The sequence below is a fragment of the Metallosphaera sp. D4-4 genome (genome assembly GCF_046245145.1).
Classification (GTDB): domain Archaea; phylum Thermoproteota; class Thermoprotei_A; order Sulfolobales; family Sulfolobaceae; genus Metallosphaera; species Metallosphaera sedula.
The window spans coordinates 1100198-1117376 of the sequence record NZ_CP176412.1; the positions used below are offsets into that span (position 1 = coordinate 1100198).

The 17179-nt window shown below is 45.5% G+C and carries 19 protein-coding genes; 5 read left to right on the forward strand and 14 right to left on the reverse strand.

Annotation, left to right across the window (positions count from 1 at the left end):
- Positions 1–30 precede the first annotated feature (30 nt).
- The 5 genes from ACI49J_RS06010 to ACI49J_RS06030 form a co-directional block, all read right to left on the reverse strand.
- The gene (locus tag ACI49J_RS06010) at positions 31–558 is read right to left on the reverse strand and encodes a hypothetical protein (RefSeq protein ID WP_240255532.1); all 528 of its coding nucleotides are present in this window, start codon (positions 556–558) and stop codon (positions 31–33) included.
- Entirely contained in the window at positions 555–1295 is a 741-nt protein-coding gene (locus ACI49J_RS06015; RefSeq protein ID WP_240255530.1) for a hypothetical protein, read from the reverse strand. The genes ACI49J_RS06010 and ACI49J_RS06015 overlap by 4 nt, the downstream gene beginning before the upstream one ends.
- On the reverse strand, positions 1264–2109 hold the full coding sequence (locus ACI49J_RS06020) for an ABC transporter ATP-binding protein (RefSeq protein ID WP_012021019.1): 846 nt from the start codon (positions 2107–2109) through the stop codon (positions 1264–1266). Before ACI49J_RS06020 ends, ACI49J_RS06015 begins: the two co-directional genes overlap by 32 nt.
- 150 nt (positions 2110–2259) lie before the next feature.
- The gene (locus ACI49J_RS06025; protein ID WP_240255528.1) at positions 2260–3450 is read right to left on the reverse strand and encodes an MFS transporter; all 1191 of its coding nucleotides are present in this window, start codon (positions 3448–3450) and stop codon (positions 2260–2262) included.
- Positions 3451–3500: 50 nt separating this feature from the next.
- A complete protein-coding gene (locus tag ACI49J_RS06030; protein WP_240255526.1) occupies positions 3501–4496 on the reverse strand; it encodes a hypothetical protein in 996 nt (331 codons plus the stop codon).
- 438 nt (positions 4497–4934) lie between these two features.
- On the opposite strand from ACI49J_RS06030, the gene ACI49J_RS06035 reads away from it, so the two are divergent.
- Both ACI49J_RS06035 and ACI49J_RS06040 read left to right on the forward strand, forming a co-directional pair.
- On the forward strand, positions 4935–5420 hold the full coding sequence (locus ACI49J_RS06035) for a hypothetical protein (RefSeq protein ID WP_240255524.1): 486 nt from the start codon (positions 4935–4937) through the stop codon (positions 5418–5420).
- 127 nt (positions 5421–5547) lie between these two features.
- On the forward strand, positions 5548–5973 hold the full coding sequence (locus ACI49J_RS06040; protein ID WP_240255522.1) for a hypothetical protein: 426 nt from the start codon (positions 5548–5550) through the stop codon (positions 5971–5973).
- Positions 5974–6102: 129 nt separating this feature from the next.
- On the opposite strand, the gene ACI49J_RS06045 is transcribed toward ACI49J_RS06040, so the two are convergent.
- The 4 genes from ACI49J_RS06045 to ACI49J_RS06060 form a co-directional block, all read right to left on the reverse strand.
- Positions 6103–6315, reverse strand: coding sequence for a molybdopterin cofactor-binding domain-containing protein (locus ACI49J_RS06045; RefSeq protein WP_409366323.1), 213 nt, complete (start codon positions 6313–6315; stop codon positions 6103–6105).
- A 222-nt stretch (positions 6316–6537) separates the two neighbouring features.
- On the reverse strand, positions 6538–6903 hold the full coding sequence (locus ACI49J_RS06050; RefSeq protein ID WP_240254839.1) for a type II toxin-antitoxin system VapC family toxin: 366 nt from the start codon (positions 6901–6903) through the stop codon (positions 6538–6540).
- Positions 6869–7123 (reverse strand): antitoxin VapB family protein, encoded by a 255-nt coding sequence (locus ACI49J_RS06055; protein ID WP_240254849.1) that lies wholly within the window; start codon positions 7121–7123, stop codon positions 6869–6871. Before ACI49J_RS06055 ends, ACI49J_RS06050 begins: the two co-directional genes overlap by 35 nt.
- Positions 7124–7328: 205 nt before the next feature.
- Entirely contained in the window at positions 7329–9350 is a 2022-nt protein-coding gene (locus ACI49J_RS06060; RefSeq protein ID WP_240254838.1) for a xanthine dehydrogenase family protein molybdopterin-binding subunit, read from the reverse strand.
- Between the two features lie 325 nt (positions 9351–9675).
- On the opposite strand from ACI49J_RS06060, the gene ACI49J_RS06065 reads away from it, so the two are divergent.
- Both ACI49J_RS06065 and ACI49J_RS06070 read left to right on the forward strand, forming a co-directional pair.
- A complete protein-coding gene (locus ACI49J_RS06065) occupies positions 9676–10506 on the forward strand; it encodes a DMT family transporter (RefSeq protein ID WP_240254837.1) in 831 nt (276 codons plus the stop codon).
- Between the two features lie 2 nt (positions 10507–10508).
- Positions 10509–11453 (forward strand): iron-containing alcohol dehydrogenase, encoded by a 945-nt coding sequence (locus ACI49J_RS06070; protein ID WP_240254836.1) that lies wholly within the window; start codon positions 10509–10511, stop codon positions 11451–11453.
- A gap of 31 nt (positions 11454–11484) precedes the next feature.
- Here the strand turns inward: ACI49J_RS06070 and ACI49J_RS06075 are convergent, their stop codons facing one another.
- Positions 11485–12084: a class I SAM-dependent methyltransferase gene (locus ACI49J_RS06075; RefSeq protein WP_240254835.1), complete on the reverse strand. Its 600-nt coding sequence runs from the start codon at positions 12082–12084 to the stop codon at positions 11485–11487.
- A gap of 556 nt (positions 12085–12640) precedes the next feature.
- On the opposite strand from ACI49J_RS06075, the gene ACI49J_RS06080 reads away from it, so the two are divergent.
- Positions 12641–13303, forward strand: coding sequence for a GntR family transcriptional regulator (locus ACI49J_RS06080; protein ID WP_240254834.1), 663 nt, complete (start codon positions 12641–12643; stop codon positions 13301–13303).
- A 1-nt stretch (position 13304) separates the two neighbouring features.
- On the opposite strand, the gene ACI49J_RS06085 is transcribed toward ACI49J_RS06080, so the two are convergent.
- The 4 genes from ACI49J_RS06085 to ACI49J_RS06100 all read right to left on the reverse strand — a co-directional run bounded on the left by ACI49J_RS06085 (position 13305) and on the right by ACI49J_RS06100 (position 16865).
- A complete protein-coding gene (locus ACI49J_RS06085) occupies positions 13305–14279 on the reverse strand; it encodes a hydroxyacid dehydrogenase (protein WP_240254832.1) in 975 nt (324 codons plus the stop codon).
- 15 nt (positions 14280–14294) lie between these two features.
- The gene (locus tag ACI49J_RS06090) at positions 14295–15194 is read right to left on the reverse strand and encodes a DUF6282 family protein (RefSeq protein ID WP_240254830.1); all 900 of its coding nucleotides are present in this window, start codon (positions 15192–15194) and stop codon (positions 14295–14297) included.
- A gap of 262 nt (positions 15195–15456) precedes the next feature.
- Positions 15457–16149, reverse strand: coding sequence for a 4-carboxy-4-hydroxy-2-oxoadipate aldolase/oxaloacetate decarboxylase (locus tag ACI49J_RS06095; protein ID WP_240254828.1), 693 nt, complete (start codon positions 16147–16149; stop codon positions 15457–15459).
- Positions 16146–16865 carry a PIG-L deacetylase family protein gene (locus tag ACI49J_RS06100; RefSeq protein WP_240254826.1) on the reverse strand — a complete coding sequence of 240 codons (720 nt, stop codon included), beginning with the start codon at positions 16863–16865 and terminating at the stop codon, positions 16146–16148. The genes ACI49J_RS06095 and ACI49J_RS06100 overlap by 4 nt, the downstream gene beginning before the upstream one ends.
- Between the last annotated feature and the right edge of the window lie 314 nt (positions 16866–17179).

Consider the following 17179-nt stretch of genomic DNA (forward strand, 5'->3'; position numbering starts at 1 on the left):
GTTTAAATTTTCAGAGAGGGATTACCGAAACTAAAATGAGCGACGATTCTCGAGGATGGCAAGGGTAATCCCGAGAGCTGTTAGAATCCCTCCAGCTACGTCCACTAGTGTTGGGTCCTGAACCAGATTCATTCTGTCAACCTCAACGTGAATGTAAACGGGGGACGTAACGTTGTTGGAGACGTTCTGGACAACGTGACTTACAACCCTTTGTGTTGTAACGTTACCGCACTTCAGCGTCTCGTTCTGGGTAATTACCTCCTTGGCCACCGTAACCACTACCTCCTTATATCCCTGAATAGTCCAATTCCCAGGAGTTAGGGCGGAGGAGTATGGAAGCTTCACCACGTTCTGCCCATCGTGGGTAATCAAGACGTAAACTGTGGTGTTAGTTGCGTTCTCGGTTATCGAGATAGACCCCGTGGCAGTGGGAGGAACCACGAGGTTGACGGGATGAGGTCCTAGGGTTAGGTCATACTTAACGTGGGCGTTAATGCTCACGCTACCTAGGGCAAGAACGGCAATTCCAAGCGCAAGAAGGAGAGTTCCAATCTTCATGGCTCTAACCCCCTAAACTTCGTGAAGGATATCATAAGCGTGATTACTGCGACGAAGACCTCAGTCCAAATCCCGGTAATGATCTGCGGAACTAGGTTCTTTCCCAGTGAATCGGCTATCCAAAGCACGTAGGGATTGGCAAAGGAACTTAGGTAGAGGAGGGAGGTATTACCCTCGAGTATCTGGTAATATCCAAGTGCACCTCCGAACACGAAGATTGAACCTAGGACGAACATGGAGGTTAAGGTTGCTACCCCTGGGCTCCTCAGGAGTATCGTGAGAAGCAGGACCACATTGAGCGAGAAGAAGTAACCTGCAGTGAAGGTTGCCAGGATCAGTGAGGGTACCGCGATCCCCGAAAGTGAGGAGTACAGGACTGAGGTCAATAGCCAGAGAAACCAGGGCAACACTACGTCTGATAAGTAGATGTAGACGAAGAGGATTTCCCTCCTCACCGGCATGGTAAGGAAGGAGATGATACTTCCCTTGTAAACGTGATCTCCAGTGACGAAAATGGCGTTCCTCAAGCCAAGGGCAAAGGCTAGGGTCTCGGACACGCTAATCACAGGCGTAAAACCTAGGACCACCCCAAGGAGACTGAAGTTTCCCCTCTCGTAAAACGCTGACAAGAAGATATTGGCAACCAGCATTGTTGGCACCACGAGCTCCAGGGTAGGTTCCCTGTACCTCTCCCTGAAAATTATCCTAAATATTTGAAAACCTCTTGAATGCCTCATCTAAAGACGACCTCCTCACGGTGATCACGTTGATGCCGTGCTCGTCCAGTAGATCCACGACCTCACGAAGGTTCCCGAACACCTTTATGTAGCCTCCCTCTAGCACGCCCTTTCCCAGAACTTGGAGTGCCCTCTCCGGGTCATCAACGAGGAGGTAGATCTCACCCTCCTCGACCTTGAGGGCTTGATTTATTGTACCCGAAAAGGTGACCCTTCCCCTATTGATGAACACCACGTGAGTTATCACTTTCTCGAGCTCAGAAAGGATGTGGGAGGAAATGAAGAAGGTCACTCCCTTGCGGTGAAGTCTCCCGACTACGTCATAGAACTCGAGTCTTGCCTTGGGATCCAGGTTGGCCGTTGGTTCGTCGGCGACTATCAGATCTGGATCCCTTATGAGTGCTGAGACCAACTGGACCCTCTGTGCCAGCCCTGAGGAGAGCTGGGAGAGCCTCTTGTCCAGATGAGGAGTTAGGCCAAACTCCTCGATGAGGTCCCTGGGATCCCTTTCGTATACTCTCCCCACGTCGTGGAGATATTCCTTTACCTTGACCTCTTGGGGGTGGTATATACTTGTGAAGATGATTGCAACCTTCTCGTAGATCCTAGGGTTGTTCCAGGGATCCATTCCCATGACCTCCACTTTCCCTGAGGTCCTCTTAAGTAACCCCGTGACTATCTTGATCGTGGTAGTCTTCCCTGCTCCGTTGGGGCCAATGAACCCTGTGATGGAACCCTTCTCCACGCGGAAGCTAAGCGAGTCTAGAACTGGCCTCTTCCCGTACACCTTTGTGAGGTTCTCTGCAAGTATCATTGAGAAAAGATCTTAGTAGGGTTAATATATCTCTGCCCATTTTAGGGCAAGGCCTTTCATGGAGGATGAGAGACGGACATGATTATGTTTCCTTGTCGTGATTTACTAGAGACCTCTTCAGGATCTCAGACCCTCCGTGCACCTGAACCCCTATCCCTCCGACAGTACGACTTTCCCAGCCACCGCCTTATCTACATCCCTGAAGAACTTGAAATAGAGAAACGAGTTCAAGACCGTGGCAACAAAGGCCGCCTCGAAGGGTATGGCAAACGAGAGAGCATGCATTATGTAGCCTGAGAGAGAAGTTGACGCAGCTGCGGGTATGAGTCTACCAGCTTGATTAGCTCCTGTGGCAGTCGCCCTCCTACCCTCCCCTATCAGATTCATCATTAATGCCTGCTGGGCTGGTAGTGCTATAACCCTAAGTGGGGTGAAAAGAACGTAGTCTATGGAGGCAAGGTACCATACTCCAAGGAAGGGGAAAAGAAGTACCATGACCGCAGATATTGTCCTTGTGATTATGATTAATCTCACGAATCCCAGCCTCTCCGTTAACGCTGGTGTAGCAAGCATGGCGCTCGCGGATATAACCCCTCCTAGGGATACGAGATCTCCAATGAAGCCCTGTGATAGACCGTATACCTCACTAAAGATGATGGGTATGAAGGGGACTATGAGCCCCTGTGATACCCCGTTCAGAATCCCAGTGAGGGTAAACTTCTTAATAACGTCGTTATCTCTACTCGCGACCTTAGGTTCCTCCCTCCTCCTCGGCTTGAAGTTCTCCTTCACGGGGATAACCGCTAGGGCTGAGAGACCAGACACTAGAAGAGAAATGATAAATAACTCCTCGTAACTTGAACCGTTCGCCAGGAGTGCCCCAGCGGAACCTGCGTAACTGGAGATTATTGTGAACCACGAAAAAATCTTCGTTCTCTCCTCAGGCTTTACCTTCTCGGTGAGGAGGGCAGTCTGCATGGGAGCGACGCTCGCACCTACACCTCCTCCGACTAAACCTCCCGCTATTCCGAAACCACCAAGGGCAGAAGACAACATGAGTAGAAAGAAGTTGGATGTGAGGAGGAGTATCAACACGGACAAGGGAAGGAAAGAGAGGGTAATGAGCAGTATTTTCTTTCTTCCATACCTATCGGAGTAGAATCCCAGGACTAAAGTGAGGAGAGGAGTGACGAATGCCCCCACGCCAAACAGTATTCCAACCTGGAGTAGGGACAAGTGAAGTCCATGAACGTAATATAACCCCACAATCACAGCAAGAAGACCTGCTGCGAAGCTCCTTGCAACCCTCGAGATCATTAATAAAAAGACGTCCCTTTGCATACATTACGTGTTCGGAAGGAACATTAAATATTTTATGATTAACACACTAATTACTCAGGGATGGGCCATTTTCCCGTCGAGAATCCGTAAAAGTCCTCATAAACCATGTATTCTATGTGGGATTCGTTTAGTCTTTGCAGTAGGTTGATGTACTCATCGCGATTCTCGTAAATGCAACCAACGGGAATCATTCCCTTATAGTAGTCCCTGAACATTACGTAATTGTCAGAGAGAAGCCTTAGAACCTTGTTCGTGGTTTCTACCTTCTTCTCGTCCTCACAAATAACGGTGATAGCAAACATGGTTTTACCCATCAGCTTGGTCGAGTCCAGTTGCGGATAGAGCCAAAAGGCCCTTAGCTTCACCATGGAGTCCAGGGCCCTCTTCACCGTCCTATACTTGCTTTTACCCTCTCCTTGTATAACCTTTTCAGCTATCATGGGGACGGTAAGGGAGGTATCATCCCAGAGCACCCTCAGAATCTTCCTCTCTAGGGAGTCCTTCCTTCTCAGGTTGGAGAGGACGACTTCCTCGTGATGGGTCTCAGGTTTAACTGATACGTAACTGGCCTTGGTTACGGTATTGTCTAGAACGTCTATCTTGTACTTGAGGGACATGTACTCTAGCTTCTCCTTTAACGTTCCCTCTTCAGACACAACCTCCATAACCACTAGGGAGGTGTCCGAGGGAGGACCGACGTTGGTTCTGTAGAAACTCTCCAGGAACGTTGGGGGATCAACCTTCACACGATCGTAGATCGCCATTACCTCACGCGTGGGGGCCATGGCCAGGAGAATGTACTTTGATAGACCTAGGTAATCAAGGTTGAGGGCCATGTAGAGCTTCTCTGACAGAAACCCGGAGGATTTCATCTCCTTGAGCCTCCTTTCCACCTTACTGAAGTTCAGCCCGAGCTTATTGGATATCCTAGAGGGCGTGGGATAATGAAACGCAATCTCATCACCGGGGAAGTGAAGAAGTCTAACTATGTCCCTTGAAATTTCGTCGAATATCAACAAATCCGCCTTTCCTGACAATATCTTCATCGTAAATATTAAACTTTGCTCATGTTTAACGAAAAGTTGTCAATTCTCATTATCTTGGGATAAATAAAAGGTAAGTGGACTAGTCTGTAGGGACTAGGATTCTCCGTTAGATTGATTACCAATCATGAAAGGTACTTAGAGGAACTAGAGAGTTTCTCTTGGCGAAATACTTTTCAACCACTACTAGCAATAATTTTATCGTAGCTTAAATTTCTTACTCCTTTGATTTATTAATTAACTTCTCTATAATTATACTAAAAATTCTTCTTGCCCTTTATCTCCACAAGTCTCCTGCAAATGTTATTCCTGAGTTGATGGATTTCATTGAATCAACATGGAGACGATGGACTTAAGTGGACTAAATAAAAACCAAGAACCCTCCTTAAATCCCTCTTCTGTCTAGTCAAATTTTAAAACTAACTATTACATAATGATTATATGGCCAAACATTACAGGATAATGATAACTACTAATAAGTTGAATGCTGACGAGAGAACGATAGGGTCTATTGCCAGGCGATACTTTAATTTAGATGCCGAACCAAAAATAATTAATCCAGACGAGAAAATTAACATTTTATTAAGGTTAAACTTTGACAAACCGTCTGTTAACAGGGATATCAATAATATTTGTGACGTAATTGAAGATATAATTAAGTTTTCTCAAGATTTGAACCTAGCATGGAACTATGTGGAGATCATAGAGACTGTAACCTATGAAGAAGTAGGAGCTGTGGCAGGCGGTGCTGTTGGGGGTATAGGTGGATATCATGCCACCAAAAACAACTTAGGAACTGCGATACTATTGGCCTTAGGTACCATGCTCGGCCACTTGATCGGTAAAAACTACGAAGTAGTGAGTAAAATTGTTTGCAAATATATGAACTATTTAGGTACTCCAATAATAGTGGCTAAAAACGAGTGAAGACTTTCTGGAGAGATCTAAAACTTATCTTTCAATTTGTAATGATCTAAAAGAAAAGTATCAAAGAAAATTTATTATTGATCTCGTTTCTTCTATTGAAGAAATCTCGAAATATATCTATTATGAGTTGCTAAAGAAATGTTTAGTTAAGATTGTAGAGACCGAGATTAATCACGGTATTCAGGCCTTGAGGAAACTATGCAATGATATTGGAAAGGATATCTCTGCATTGAATCGGGAACATGAATTCAAATATCAGTTTTTCTTATTTATAAGTTATTATTCGAGTAATGGAGCGCTTCTGCAGGAAGGATTCCATGAACAGGCTAATGAATTCCGTAATCAGGCTAAGCAGATTACCTCAATAAGATCACAGTACCTTAGCGGTGGAATTGAGTTAGGTGACGAAGATAAATTGACAAAATTGTCGGAAGAGTTAGAGATGAAGTTAGAACAAGTTATAGGTTCTTTGAAAGATCTGGATAACATAAGTGTTAATGAATGTAAAAAACTTGAAATGTGGCAGACACTCTCTGAATTTATGAAAAAGTGAGGGTTCCAAAGGCAATGAAGTAAATTTCTAACTTAGGTCCTTCTCTAGGGCTATGAAGGTGGCAGGAATAGCTTCCGTGATTCAAGCTTCATCTACTCCTCTGGACCTGGCAACAGGGTTTACATGAACTCAACGAGCTCCAGGCTCCCTTCTAGGCCCTTCCACCGCCGTTAACATCCCGCAATCTGCAACGGAACTGCACATGGGATTACCTCTCTCATCGAACTTCACTGCCTCCATCATGACCTGAGAAACTCCCTGAAGGACACCTCCTATGATCTGACCCTCAATTTCCTCATGGTTGAGGACTCTCCCCACGTCATCTACGGCATAGTACTCCACAACCCTGAAGATCCCCGTCTCATGGTCAAGCTCGACCTATTCGCCGAAGTATGTCGCATTCGCGACACCATCTCTTTCCTCTAAGTACACATTCCTCTATGCCTCTGTCGCAACGTGGAGCACGAGCTTCCCCGTCTCTTAGAACTTATCGCTTCTTTAAGGCCTTCTTAACTCTTGGTCATGGGATAATTTTTGAAAAGTCTTCAATTCCTACGTCACACTTCAAACTAGAATTGGGTTAAGCCCCCTTATTCTTTCGAAATCTTTATCTTTCGTTAAGAGAACTAATCTCCTATTTATTGCTTGAGAGGCAATCAGTATATCCACCAATCCTATCAGTTTTCCCTTATCTTTCAATTCCCTGTAAATTGTTGATGCCACTACACTGTCCTTCCTGGTGAGAGGAAGTATTCCATCAAGTGAGTAGATGAACTCGAGAATGTCCTCTTTTACCACACTTCCTATTAATAGCTCAAAAAGTGATAGGGAACTCGCATAAATTTTATCAGCATTTAGCATGACGCCCCTTACCTTTTCATTACCTCTCATGAATTCAATTAGGGCTGATGTGTCCGCTAAAAGCTTCATTTAACTCTTCCCTGGCCCTTTTCATTTCCTCTTCTAACTGTTTAGCTTCGTCTTCCCCTAGAATACCAAAAAACTTCATTAATCTTCTATTTCTAGCCTCTTTCGATTCTTTAATCAACTCCTCTATAATTGTACTAAAGCTCTTATCTCCCTTTATCTCCACAAGCCTCCTGTAGACATCATCCCTTATCATGATGGTCTTCATATGATCTATATACAGACTATAGGCAATAAATATTTTGCTAGGTGCACTCCGAATCAACTTCAAGATGGATTTTTCCAGGTAAACGTGCTAATTTCTCTAGATTATGACGGACTCTGATCATCGGGTAGCTATTGTAGAACAGTGAGAACTGTGGACCGATTGTTAATGAGTTAAACAGCATACTACGCTAAAAATTCCTTATTTCCTCAATTTAAGAGTACTACTGAGGCTCAAACGGTAATGAACTCAATCTCCTACCTAGCGCCTTTTCTAGGGCTATGAAGGTGGCAGGAAGGGCTCCTGTAGTTCCAGCTTCGCCCACCCCCCTGGACCCTGACAACAGGGATGACCTGAACTCGACGTAGTCCGCGTTAACCCTTCTAGGCCCTTCCACCGCCGTTAACATCCCGCAATCTGCAACGGAACTGCACATGGGATTACCTCTCTCATCGAACTTCACTGCCTCCATCATGACCTGAGAAACTCCCTGAAGGACACCTCCTATGATCTGACCCTCAATTTCCTCATGGTTGAGGACTCTCCCCACGTCATCTACGGCATAGTACTCCACAACCCTGAAGATCCCCGTCTCATGGTCAAGCTCGACCTTAGCCACATGTGCCCCTGGAGCAAATATGTCCTCTGCCCTGTAAAAGACCTCAACAGTCATCTCCCTGCTTAGATCCACCCTTCCTCCCAACTTCCTCTTGAGTTCCTGGGCTGCAGCTAGCGCAGCTGAACTACCTATCGTTCCCCCTCTGGAACCGAAGCTCCCTATACCCTCCTTAACCCCTTCACTATCTCCAGTCCTGACCTCAACCTTCTCCGGGTCAATCCCCAGCTCTTCAGCCACGACTGTCCTAAACGAGGATTCATATGCCTGTCCATGAGCGCCCAACCCTAGGTGAACTATCACTTTCCCGTCTTTGACCTCAATTCTGGCGCTCTCTCCCGGAGAGGTTCTGACAATTTCCGTGAAGGTGACTAGGGAGACTCCCTTAGATGTTTCCCTGAGCTTCCTGTAGTAGTTCGCGGCCCTATCAAAAACTTCCCTGTATCCAGCTGCGTCGTACCTCAGGCCTAGGGGAGTCACGTATCCAGAGTCGTCAACTAGGTTCCTCCTCCTTATCTCCACAGGATCCATTCCCAGTTCCTCCGCTAGATCTTCCACCAAGGTCTCATGAATCAATGCCGCCTCGGGTCTTCCTGCACCCCTGTAAAAGCCCATGGGCGGAGTATTGGTGTAGACTGTAATTGCCCTGACTGAGGCGAACTTCAGTTTGTAGGGACCGTTGGAGAGCCTAGCCACGAACTGAGAGGTGAAATAATTTATTCCATATGCGTATGCACCCATATTCGCTATGACCTCTCCCTCCATTCCTAGCATTTCTCCTGACCTGGTAGCGTAGAGCTTCATGTCTGAGACTTCTCCTCTTCCCTGTGATTGGGTGTTGTTAAGTATCTCAGACCTCGTCTCAATCCACTTCACGGGTCTTCCCAGCTTTAGGGAGGCCAGAGCGGCCAGAACGTACTCAGGGTATCCTCCGCTCTTGTTTCCAAAACCTCCTCCCACATTTGGAGGTGAGCTCACCTTGATCTTCTCTGGAGGTATCCCTAACAACTCGTGAAGGTCATTCCTCACACCGAAGGGGGCCTGAGTCGAGACCTTAACGTTCAGCGTATCACCGTCCCACCAGCACAGTATGCCCTTTGGTTCCATGGGATTTGTCGCCACCCTGCTCTGCTTAATCTTCCTCCTCACCACCACGTCAGCCTTGTCCTTAAGGGAGAGGTTGCCTCCCTGAAGGAGTTGATCCATGAATATATTGCTCTTGAGCTCTGGGTGAATTGGCTCGCTTTCAAGGGCACTTTCAGGATCAGTAACAGCATTTAGCTCCTCATAATCTAGGGAAACGTCGTCCGCGAGGTCCTCTCCCTCATACCTATCCTGTACCACAAAGGCCATTACTGGTTGACCCACGAAGTTAACTCTTCCATTCGCTAGGACTGGCATTCTGGCAACCTGAAAGCCTTCTGAGGGTCCAAAGAGTCTTACGGGCATCCAGTTCCTTATCTGCTCCCACGTAAAGGTTAGAAGGGCCTTCTCCGGACCCGACACGGACTTGATTACTCCCCTAGCTATCGGGGATCTAACTACGTGAAGGTAAGCAGTATTTGAGGGAGTTATATCATCTATGTAGAGTGACTTTCCCACTACTATGGGATAATGTTCCTTTAACATATCCTATAATCTAGGAAAATACGTATTAAGCTTAACCATCTAAATATTAACTTTCTTTGGGATTTGGTCAACATGGGTTATTCCTTGTACATACGAGTTTTCGATGAGAGGGTAAAGATAGCTAAAACATGAATGACCTTAGATAAGGTGCTATTAGAAGGGGAAAATTGAAGTGATGGAGCTACACCATGTTACTGTTAATTCTCCCTAGAAAGCAAGGATACTTATATGCTCTAAGTTATTGTACAAGATCGGGAGACACTAACCAAGTCCTAAAAAGAAAAATAATTAACTATTTAAACTTAAACAAACATGTAATATCTCTGTGTCCAACGCCTCTCTCAAGGGTTTAAGATGGTTAGGCCCCCTGGCCATTGTATGGGGATTAACGTATCCCTTGACCAAGATAGTTTCAGCGGATGTCTCTCCCATAATAATTACTTGGGTCAGATTCGTGATAGGAGCACTTTTCTTTTTGATCGTCTCAGGCTTCAAGATTTCAGTGGGAAGGAAACAACTAGTTACCGCGATCTTCAATTTCACTATCTTTATGTTATGCCTCAACGTGGGAACATCCATATCTTCAAACCCAGGTTTAGCAGCACTAATGATCTACACTCAGCCCATCTTCGTGATTATTTTTGAGAGAATTCTGGGAACCAGCATCTCCACTAGGTCGGTAATCGGAATTCTCCTAGGTATCTTGGGGCTAGCCTTTTCCATAACTTCGGCGAGCCTCGACCTAGGAATTCTGATAGCACTTGCGGGAGGAATAAGCTGGGCTATAGGGACTGTGTACTACTCAAGGAATCTCAAGGGGGAGAGTATTCCAAAACTTAATGCCTTCATGAGCTTGGTCTCGCTTCCAGTGGCCTTGGTCTTGACCCCCCTGGACTATTACTTTACCTTTACGCCCCTAGCACTGGTTCTCTTGATCGCGTTAGGGATACTGGGGCAAGCGCTAGGTTATATCCTCTGGTTTAACGCCCTGAAGGAAATGGGAAGCATTAGGGCCTCAGCGGGTTCCCTTCTGGTCCCCATTGCGGCGTATATCCTTAGCTTCCTTACGTTGGGCGTGTTACCCTCACCTGGGGAGGCAATTGGTTCCATCATTACCTTGATAGGAATTTATTTGACCATCACCTCGAGGAAATAGATATGTGGGTTACACAATTCTACGACACGAGGATTGTTTACGGAGAGGGGTCACTTGAGCACCTAAGGGAGCTTCAACTGAGCGATGTTGTCGTCGTGACCACCAGAAGTCTATTAGATTCTCCACTGCTCAAGGAGGTTGTCTCGTCTTTGAGGAACTTCAAGATAGTGAGGGGCCCCTCCCAGCACACTCCTAAGGAGGAACTCGAGAGTCTCTCGTCACTGATCGAGAATAAGGTGGTACTTTCCCTGGGTGGAGGAAGCGTGATAGACGCTGTCAAGTTGTCTTCTCCTAGGTTCCACATATCAATTCCCACCACTCTCTCAGGAGCTGAGCACACGGCCGTTGCCGGATACAGCGAGGGCGGACTTAAGAAATCCGCGAGGGTCACTCCCCCCAACGTGGTGATACTCGACCCTACGGTACTTCGGTGGACTCCCAGAAGGTTATTGGTGACCACGGCATTTAGGGCATTGGATCACGCTGTGGAGGCAAGTTACTCCACTCGGAGTTCCCCCTTCACTGATGCGCTAGCATCAAAGGGTTACGAGTACCTAGTTAAATGCCTTGAGAGCTGGGATCTGGGCCTCTGTCAGGTCGGAACTTGGCTAGCCTCGCTCTCATTCATGTATGCAGGTAGAGGGCTAAGTCACGTATTCGGTTACGTGTTTGGCCCTGCGTTTAACATACCCCACGGCGTCACGTCATGTATATCCCTGGTAGAGGCGGTCAAGTTCAACGGTGGAGCAAAAAAGCTGGGTAACGTGGTTGAGACCCTTGAGGCTCTCCTCGAGAAGCACGGGGTGAAGGAGAGACTCTCAAACTACTCTAGATTGGATGACGCCTTGAAGTACTCTAGGGTTCTGAAGGAGTTAACGAATTCCTCTGAGAATCCAAGAAAGATGACGGACGATGACGCAGTGAGGTTCATTAGGTCGGTTTACTGAACACGCGTAGATAACTGCAGTGTCAAAGTGTCTATCTTGCCTCCTTCACTATCATCCCGAAGCCTCCTGCCTCCTCTGACAGCCTGTAAAGTCTTACCTTCTTCTCCTTGGCAAAGGTCCTTGGTGCATCAGTGAAATCGAGGTTATCGATAAATATTATCCCTCCAGTTCTGAGGTGATCCCACACTGTTCTAAGCTCGAACATCACGTTTTCAAACGTATGCTCGCTATCATGAAGGAATATGTCCACTTCTATCTCCCTCACAAGGTTAGGTAATACGTCAATGCTCCTGCCTATATGCAGTCCCCACTTCCCCCTTAACCTCTCAGGAACTAAGAAACCTAACGCCATCCCGTTCTCCAGTTTTTCCCTGACATCTATGGAGTGGAGTACTCCCCTTTCCAGTGCTGAGAGGATCATCGTAGACGATACACCTGGACCTACACCAGTTTCGATTACTATTTCTGGGTTACATTGCTTAACAACGGCGTAGAGGATTATCCTTTTCTGTTTGGTTAAAGCATAAGGGAAAGAATTGCCAAGCTTCCTACTCAGCTCGAGGCTTATTTCCTCGGCTTCCTCCTCGTACTTACTGAGATCACGGCCAAACACTTCCTTGAGTGTTTCCATAACTATTTGATGATTTTCCAAGTAATAATTCGACGTATAAACTTAGCGGAGGTTCTCAGTCGATTTCATGGAACTTGAGATCTGGAATCACAACTCTAAATAGTGATGTGAAATATAGTGCGATTTAATCTCCTGAATATCTTTTAATATAGTATTGTTAAAGACTCATAATAATCTAGTTTTTTATTTACAATTATTCTCACCCTAGGTCTTTGCCGTTTATCTCTGTTACATTGAATGGGGTGATAACGCTATGAGTGGTCGAGAAAAAGATTTTAATTTTATAAGGAATCATGCTAACTATTATTCACTGAACTAGATATGTATCAGGAGAAACAGAAGTTAAATCAATTATATAACTATATGCAATAAATTAAATCAGAAACTTTATTTATACATATTGGATCAAGACGGTAGAACATTTGAATTACTGGCCTTAAAATTCCTCTCCCTCGCCTTACGTTCACGATCTAGATTCATTTATCCCGTATTTTGAGTATACAGGAAAATCTTTTATATGTCAATGATTTAAATTGATTAACTAGAGATGGAACAAATGACACAGACAAGAGGAAAGAAAAGCGATTACGTCTATGAGAGGTTGAAAACTGATATTCAGAGAGGGAAATTCTTGCCTGGCCAAAGACTAGTGGAGGACACCCTCGCCAAGGAATACGGTTCAAGTAGGAACACCATTAGACTCGCCCTCACGAGGCTAGAAAATGACGGAATAGTTAAGAGAACTACCAGCGGTGTTATTGTGTCGTTCATTGACCTAAAGGAGGCTGTGGAAATACTTGAGGTGAGAGAAGTAATTGAGGGATTCCTGGCAAGAAAGGCTGCCACCAGGATATCTGAGGAGAGCCTCCAAAGACTTGAGTCAACCCTGATGGAGATGAAGACTGCCTTAGAAAACAGGGAATTCTTGAGGTACTCGCAATTAAATGAAAGGTTTCATAGCATAATTTACGAAGCCTCTGGAAACACCACGGCCCAGCTCTTCTTGTCAACTCTAAAGCTAAAGATGATTAGATACCAGTTTAGGACTGTAATGGTACCAGGGAGGGCCGAAGTTTCATGGAACGAACACTTCAGGATTTTCCAAGCATTGAAAAACCATGACGAGAACGAGGCTGAGCTGTGGGCAAGGACTCATGTCAAAAATGTAAGGGAATTGATCCAAAATAATAAGGAACTTTTAGATCTAGTTGCTACGTGAGCTAATACCTAAAGGGAACTAGGGGAGGCAGTCCCTTTAAGAACCTAATAACTTCTTCTATTGCAGAATTAGCGTTCTTTATTGAGGCCTCAAAGGTTGAACCTCCAATATGGGGAGTAATAATCACGTTATCTAGGGAGAGCAATGGATTGTCTACTTTAACTGGCTCCTCCTCAGGCGTATCGAGGGCCGCCCCCGCTATCTCCCTATTCCTGAGGGACTCATATAATGCCTTATCGTCAATTATTCCCCCTCTACTAACGTTTATTAGGATGGCGGTCTTTTTCATGGTTTTCAATCTTTCGCTGTTGATAAGATGCCTGGTGGATTCAGTTAATGGTACATGGATTGAGATTATATCTGACTTTGATAGAAGTTCCTCCAGCGGGAGTGACTTGACCCCATATTTCTCCATTATCTCCGATGACACGTATGGATCGTATCCCAGTACCTTGCAGTTGAATGAAGTGGCAAGTTGTGCAACTCTTTTCCCTATGTTCCCAAACCCCAGGATTCCCCAGGCCTTTCCCTCCAGTTCATGTCCCATGGTGTCCTTAGGCTTAAGCTCACTCCACTTTCCTGCTTTCACAGACAAGGCAAGTGGAATTACTTTCCTATAAAGTGCAATTGCCAGCATAATAGTAAGTTCGGCGACGGCGACCGAATTTCCTCCAGGATTATAGGTAACGATGATATCCCTTTCCTTGGCTGCCTTGAGGTCAACCCTAGTTTCATCAACTCCTGCACCAGTCCTAGCTATGAGTTTCAAGTTTCTAAGTTCCCTTATTATCTTCGACGATATCTTAGCCTTTCTGTCAACTATGGCAACAGCGTCCTTTAGAAGGGAGACTATCTGATCCTCTGGAGCGTATGGATCGAAGTATACAATTTCTGCTAACGAATTTAACTCCCTAACCTTTTCCTGGTCAAGTTCCTCAACTATCACCGAGGAATCTATACCAACAACTGGTTTCATGATGTCGACCCCATATCACTCCTCTAATAGTTTTCTAGGATTATCCGCTATCATCCTATGTATTTCATCCCCTGAAAAACCAGCTTCCAGTAGCTTTTGGGCAAACATTATCATTCCCTCCACAGGATAGGGTGCGGTGGGCTGACCTAGATCGGTGGACAATACGTTGTTTTCTATTCCCGTCTCCCTTATTCCCCTTATCACGACGTCCCATGTCGTTTTCCCAGAAAAGGGAGTGGTGAAGCACCTTTCAAAGACTGGGTTATAGTCCAGGAGCTTAACCTGCTCCTCCACCCTGTAAGAAGTAGAAGGAAATTCAGGATGGGTCACAACTATTCTCTTCACTCCGTACTGAGAGGCAAGAGGGATGAACCTGAGACCGTCCTCCTTACTAATGTGACCAGTAGCGAGAATCATGTTATACTTCTTAATGATATCCAGAACGTCGTATACTTCCTCCCTAAGCTCTTGGCCTTTCCAGATCACTATGGGAGTTGCCTTGTTTAGGGACTTCAGTTCCTTGCTCAGTTTAGCCCAGTAGGGGGCCTTGGACCAATCGTTAACATTAGTCCATCTTCCCTTTTCGTTGATCGAGTCTATGGTAGGCATCCAGACGACCTTTGCGCCTGACTTGGCGCTTACTTCAACCGCAACAGGATTTATTCCACCTACTCCCCAGTTCAGAACAAGACCACCATAGGCCTTGAAACCTTCCACAACATATCTGACTAGTGACGCCCGTTCCGCTGTGGGCATGTAGTGGGACTTAAGGACAAACCCCGCCATGCCCGCCTCCTTGGCCATTCTAGCAAATTCTATATCATTAGCCTTCCTTGAAAGGAGATCTGGGGCAGAGTGAAGATGTATATCATATCCTCCACGGATAAGCTCCTTTGCCTCTTCAACTGAAACCATTATATCACGTGGTGAAATGGGACTAACAAGTTAATAACCTTTCATAGGAAGTTGTAACTCGATGATAAGGTTATTATAATAGATTAAATTAAAAATAATGATTATTTATTAACCGGACACGTCTCTTTCAGGGGCAATAAGAGCAAATATTATGTTACTAAGAATCTCTTTACGCGTTAGATTAATCACACTATAACGCTCGAAGCCCTCGTTAGCTGTAAGGCAATAGCTCATTATCCCTTGGTAATAGCATGTCATGAGGTCACAGCCTATCTACATAGTTAACTCCTAGATCGGCTAAGACTTTCTTAAAGCCGTATATATCCACAGTTAGTTCTCCATTTAGTATCCTCTTCCTTGTTACTTCTTCCTTAGATTCTCTCTTAGATGCATTCTCTAATACCGCGTCTATCTCTTCCCTTCTGACTACAACTACACCATCGTCATCTGCAAGGATAAAATCTCCGGGATCTACGTTAACCCCACCAATGACTATTGGCACGTTAACCCAACCTGGAGTGTTCTTCGAAGTTCCCACTGCCGTGATATACCTGGACCAAACGGGATACTTCATTTCCCTAAGTCTTGCCACGTCCCTAACTCCTGAGTCAGTTATCAGTGCAGAGACCCCCCTAGTGATGAAGGCATTAGCCAACAACTCGCCAAACATACCATTCCTCGATCCTCCACTTATGGTTGTGAGGACTATCACATCCCCAGGTCTAGCCACCTCAAGTGCGGCGTGCAACATAAGGTTGTCTCCATCAGCACATCTCACAGTAATCGCTGTTCCAGCGGCCTTGAGCCCAGGTTGTATAGGTCTAATATCGGGAGAGAGTAAGCCCAACTTGTCCTGAGACTCCGATATCGTCGCAACCCCATATCTTAGAAGCTCCGCTATCCTTTCCTTATCCTTCTCAGATCTAGGAATTTCCCTAACAATGACAGGTTTCACGGAAAGTCCTCTCCAATCACTGGATTATACATGTAGAAGGCCTCTGCATACTTGAAATATGAGGATCTCCCGAACCTCCTCGTCTGTAATCCCCTTAACTGATCCCTGAGCTGGTAATACTCAATCTCGTTCTTTTGGGACTGAAGACAATTCATGGCCTTCACCTTTTTGTCATAAACGTCGGTAATGTTGATGTAGACGTGGGGATAAAACCCAACTTGATCAGCCACATGAGGATCAAAACCGTATATCCTTGGCTCAGGGACCGGAGGATACTCTAGCTTCAGACCGTCTATTGCAGCCAATCTCACGGCGTTGAGTACAGCCTCTGCTGTGTTAACGTGATCAGGTCTAACTTTGTCGTCAGGCCCATGGGTTATGAGTATGTCTGGGGAATACTTTCTTATCAGTTTGGCAATGGTGATAAGCCTCTCCTCATTGAATATCAGAGGATGATCTCCCCAATCCATAAACTCCATTACTGGACTTCCAAGGGATTCCTTCACGCACTCAGCCTCCTTCTTCCTTATTGCCTTTACTTCTTCTACGGTCCTGGCTCCCGCCTTCCATGCGCCCCCAGACTCCCCCCTTTCGCCGAAGGTGAGAGCTACCACGCTGACCTCATTTCCTTGCTTCAAATATTTGGCCACAGTTCCAGAGGCTCTCCATACCATATCTCCCAAATGCGCCCCTATGACTAGAAGTTTCCTACCCATTTCCTCCACCTCTTATGGTTGTATCGTTTTTTAGAAAACTTAGACTAGTTTTCCTAGGTGTATGAAATTCGATCATTGCAAATATTCATATAGCATTTAGACTTTATAATTTGCGCTCGCTGTCATCATTATATCCGCTTTTGCAACATCAAGTTCCTAATGCGCGTAATCAATCCCTCACATTTAGGAGTGGTGGTCCGAACCTAACCCAAATAGTTAAGCAGAGTTGTTGAGCATTAGTGATGAACAGTTTTGTTCACCAAATAAAGCAGTGATGGATCCTACAAGGCATAAAAACTAAGAATTAACTAAGT

Bases quoted from the DNA above. Each gene is read 5' to 3' on its own strand.
- ACI49J_RS06100 (WP_240254826.1), bottom strand. From the start codon at position 16,865: ATGGGTAGGAAACTTCTAGTCATAGGGGCGCATTTGGGAGATATGGTA.
- ACI49J_RS06085 (WP_240254832.1), bottom strand. From the start codon at position 14,279: ATGAAACCAGTTGTTGGTATAGATTCCTCGGTGATAGTTGAGGAACTT.
- ACI49J_RS06080 (WP_240254834.1), top strand. From the start codon at position 12,641: ATGACACAGACAAGAGGAAAGAAAAGCGATTACGTCTATGAGAGGTTG.
- ACI49J_RS06020 (WP_012021019.1), bottom strand. From the start codon at position 2,109: ATGATACTTGCAGAGAACCTCACAAAGGTGTACGGGAAGAGGCCAGTT.
- ACI49J_RS06075 (WP_240254835.1), bottom strand. From the start codon at position 12,084: ATGGAAACACTCAAGGAAGTGTTTGGCCGTGATCTCAGTAAGTACGAG.
- ACI49J_RS06015 (WP_240255530.1), bottom strand. From the start codon at position 1,295: ATGAGGCATTCAAGAGGTTTTCAAATATTTAGGATAATTTTCAGGGAG.
- ACI49J_RS06035 (WP_240255524.1), top strand. From the start codon at position 4,935: ATGGCCAAACATTACAGGATAATGATAACTACTAATAAGTTGAATGCT.
- ACI49J_RS06060 (WP_240254838.1), bottom strand. From the start codon at position 9,350: ATGTTAAAGGAACATTATCCCATAGTAGTGGGAAAGTCACTCTACATA.
- ACI49J_RS06010 (WP_240255532.1), bottom strand. From the start codon at position 558: ATGAAGATTGGAACTCTCCTTCTTGCGCTTGGAATTGCCGTTCTTGCC.
- ACI49J_RS06070 (WP_240254836.1), top strand. From the start codon at position 10,509: ATGTGGGTTACACAATTCTACGACACGAGGATTGTTTACGGAGAGGGG.
- ACI49J_RS06090 (WP_240254830.1), bottom strand. From the start codon at position 15,194: ATGGTTTCAGTTGAAGAGGCAAAGGAGCTTATCCGTGGAGGATATGAT.
- ACI49J_RS06025 (WP_240255528.1), bottom strand. From the start codon at position 3,450: ATGCAAAGGGACGTCTTTTTATTAATGATCTCGAGGGTTGCAAGGAGC.
- ACI49J_RS06030 (WP_240255526.1), bottom strand. From the start codon at position 4,496: ATGAAGATATTGTCAGGAAAGGCGGATTTGTTGATATTCGACGAAATT.
- ACI49J_RS06050 (WP_240254839.1), bottom strand. From the start codon at position 6,903: ATGAAGCTTTTAGCGGACACATCAGCCCTAATTGAATTCATGAGAGGT.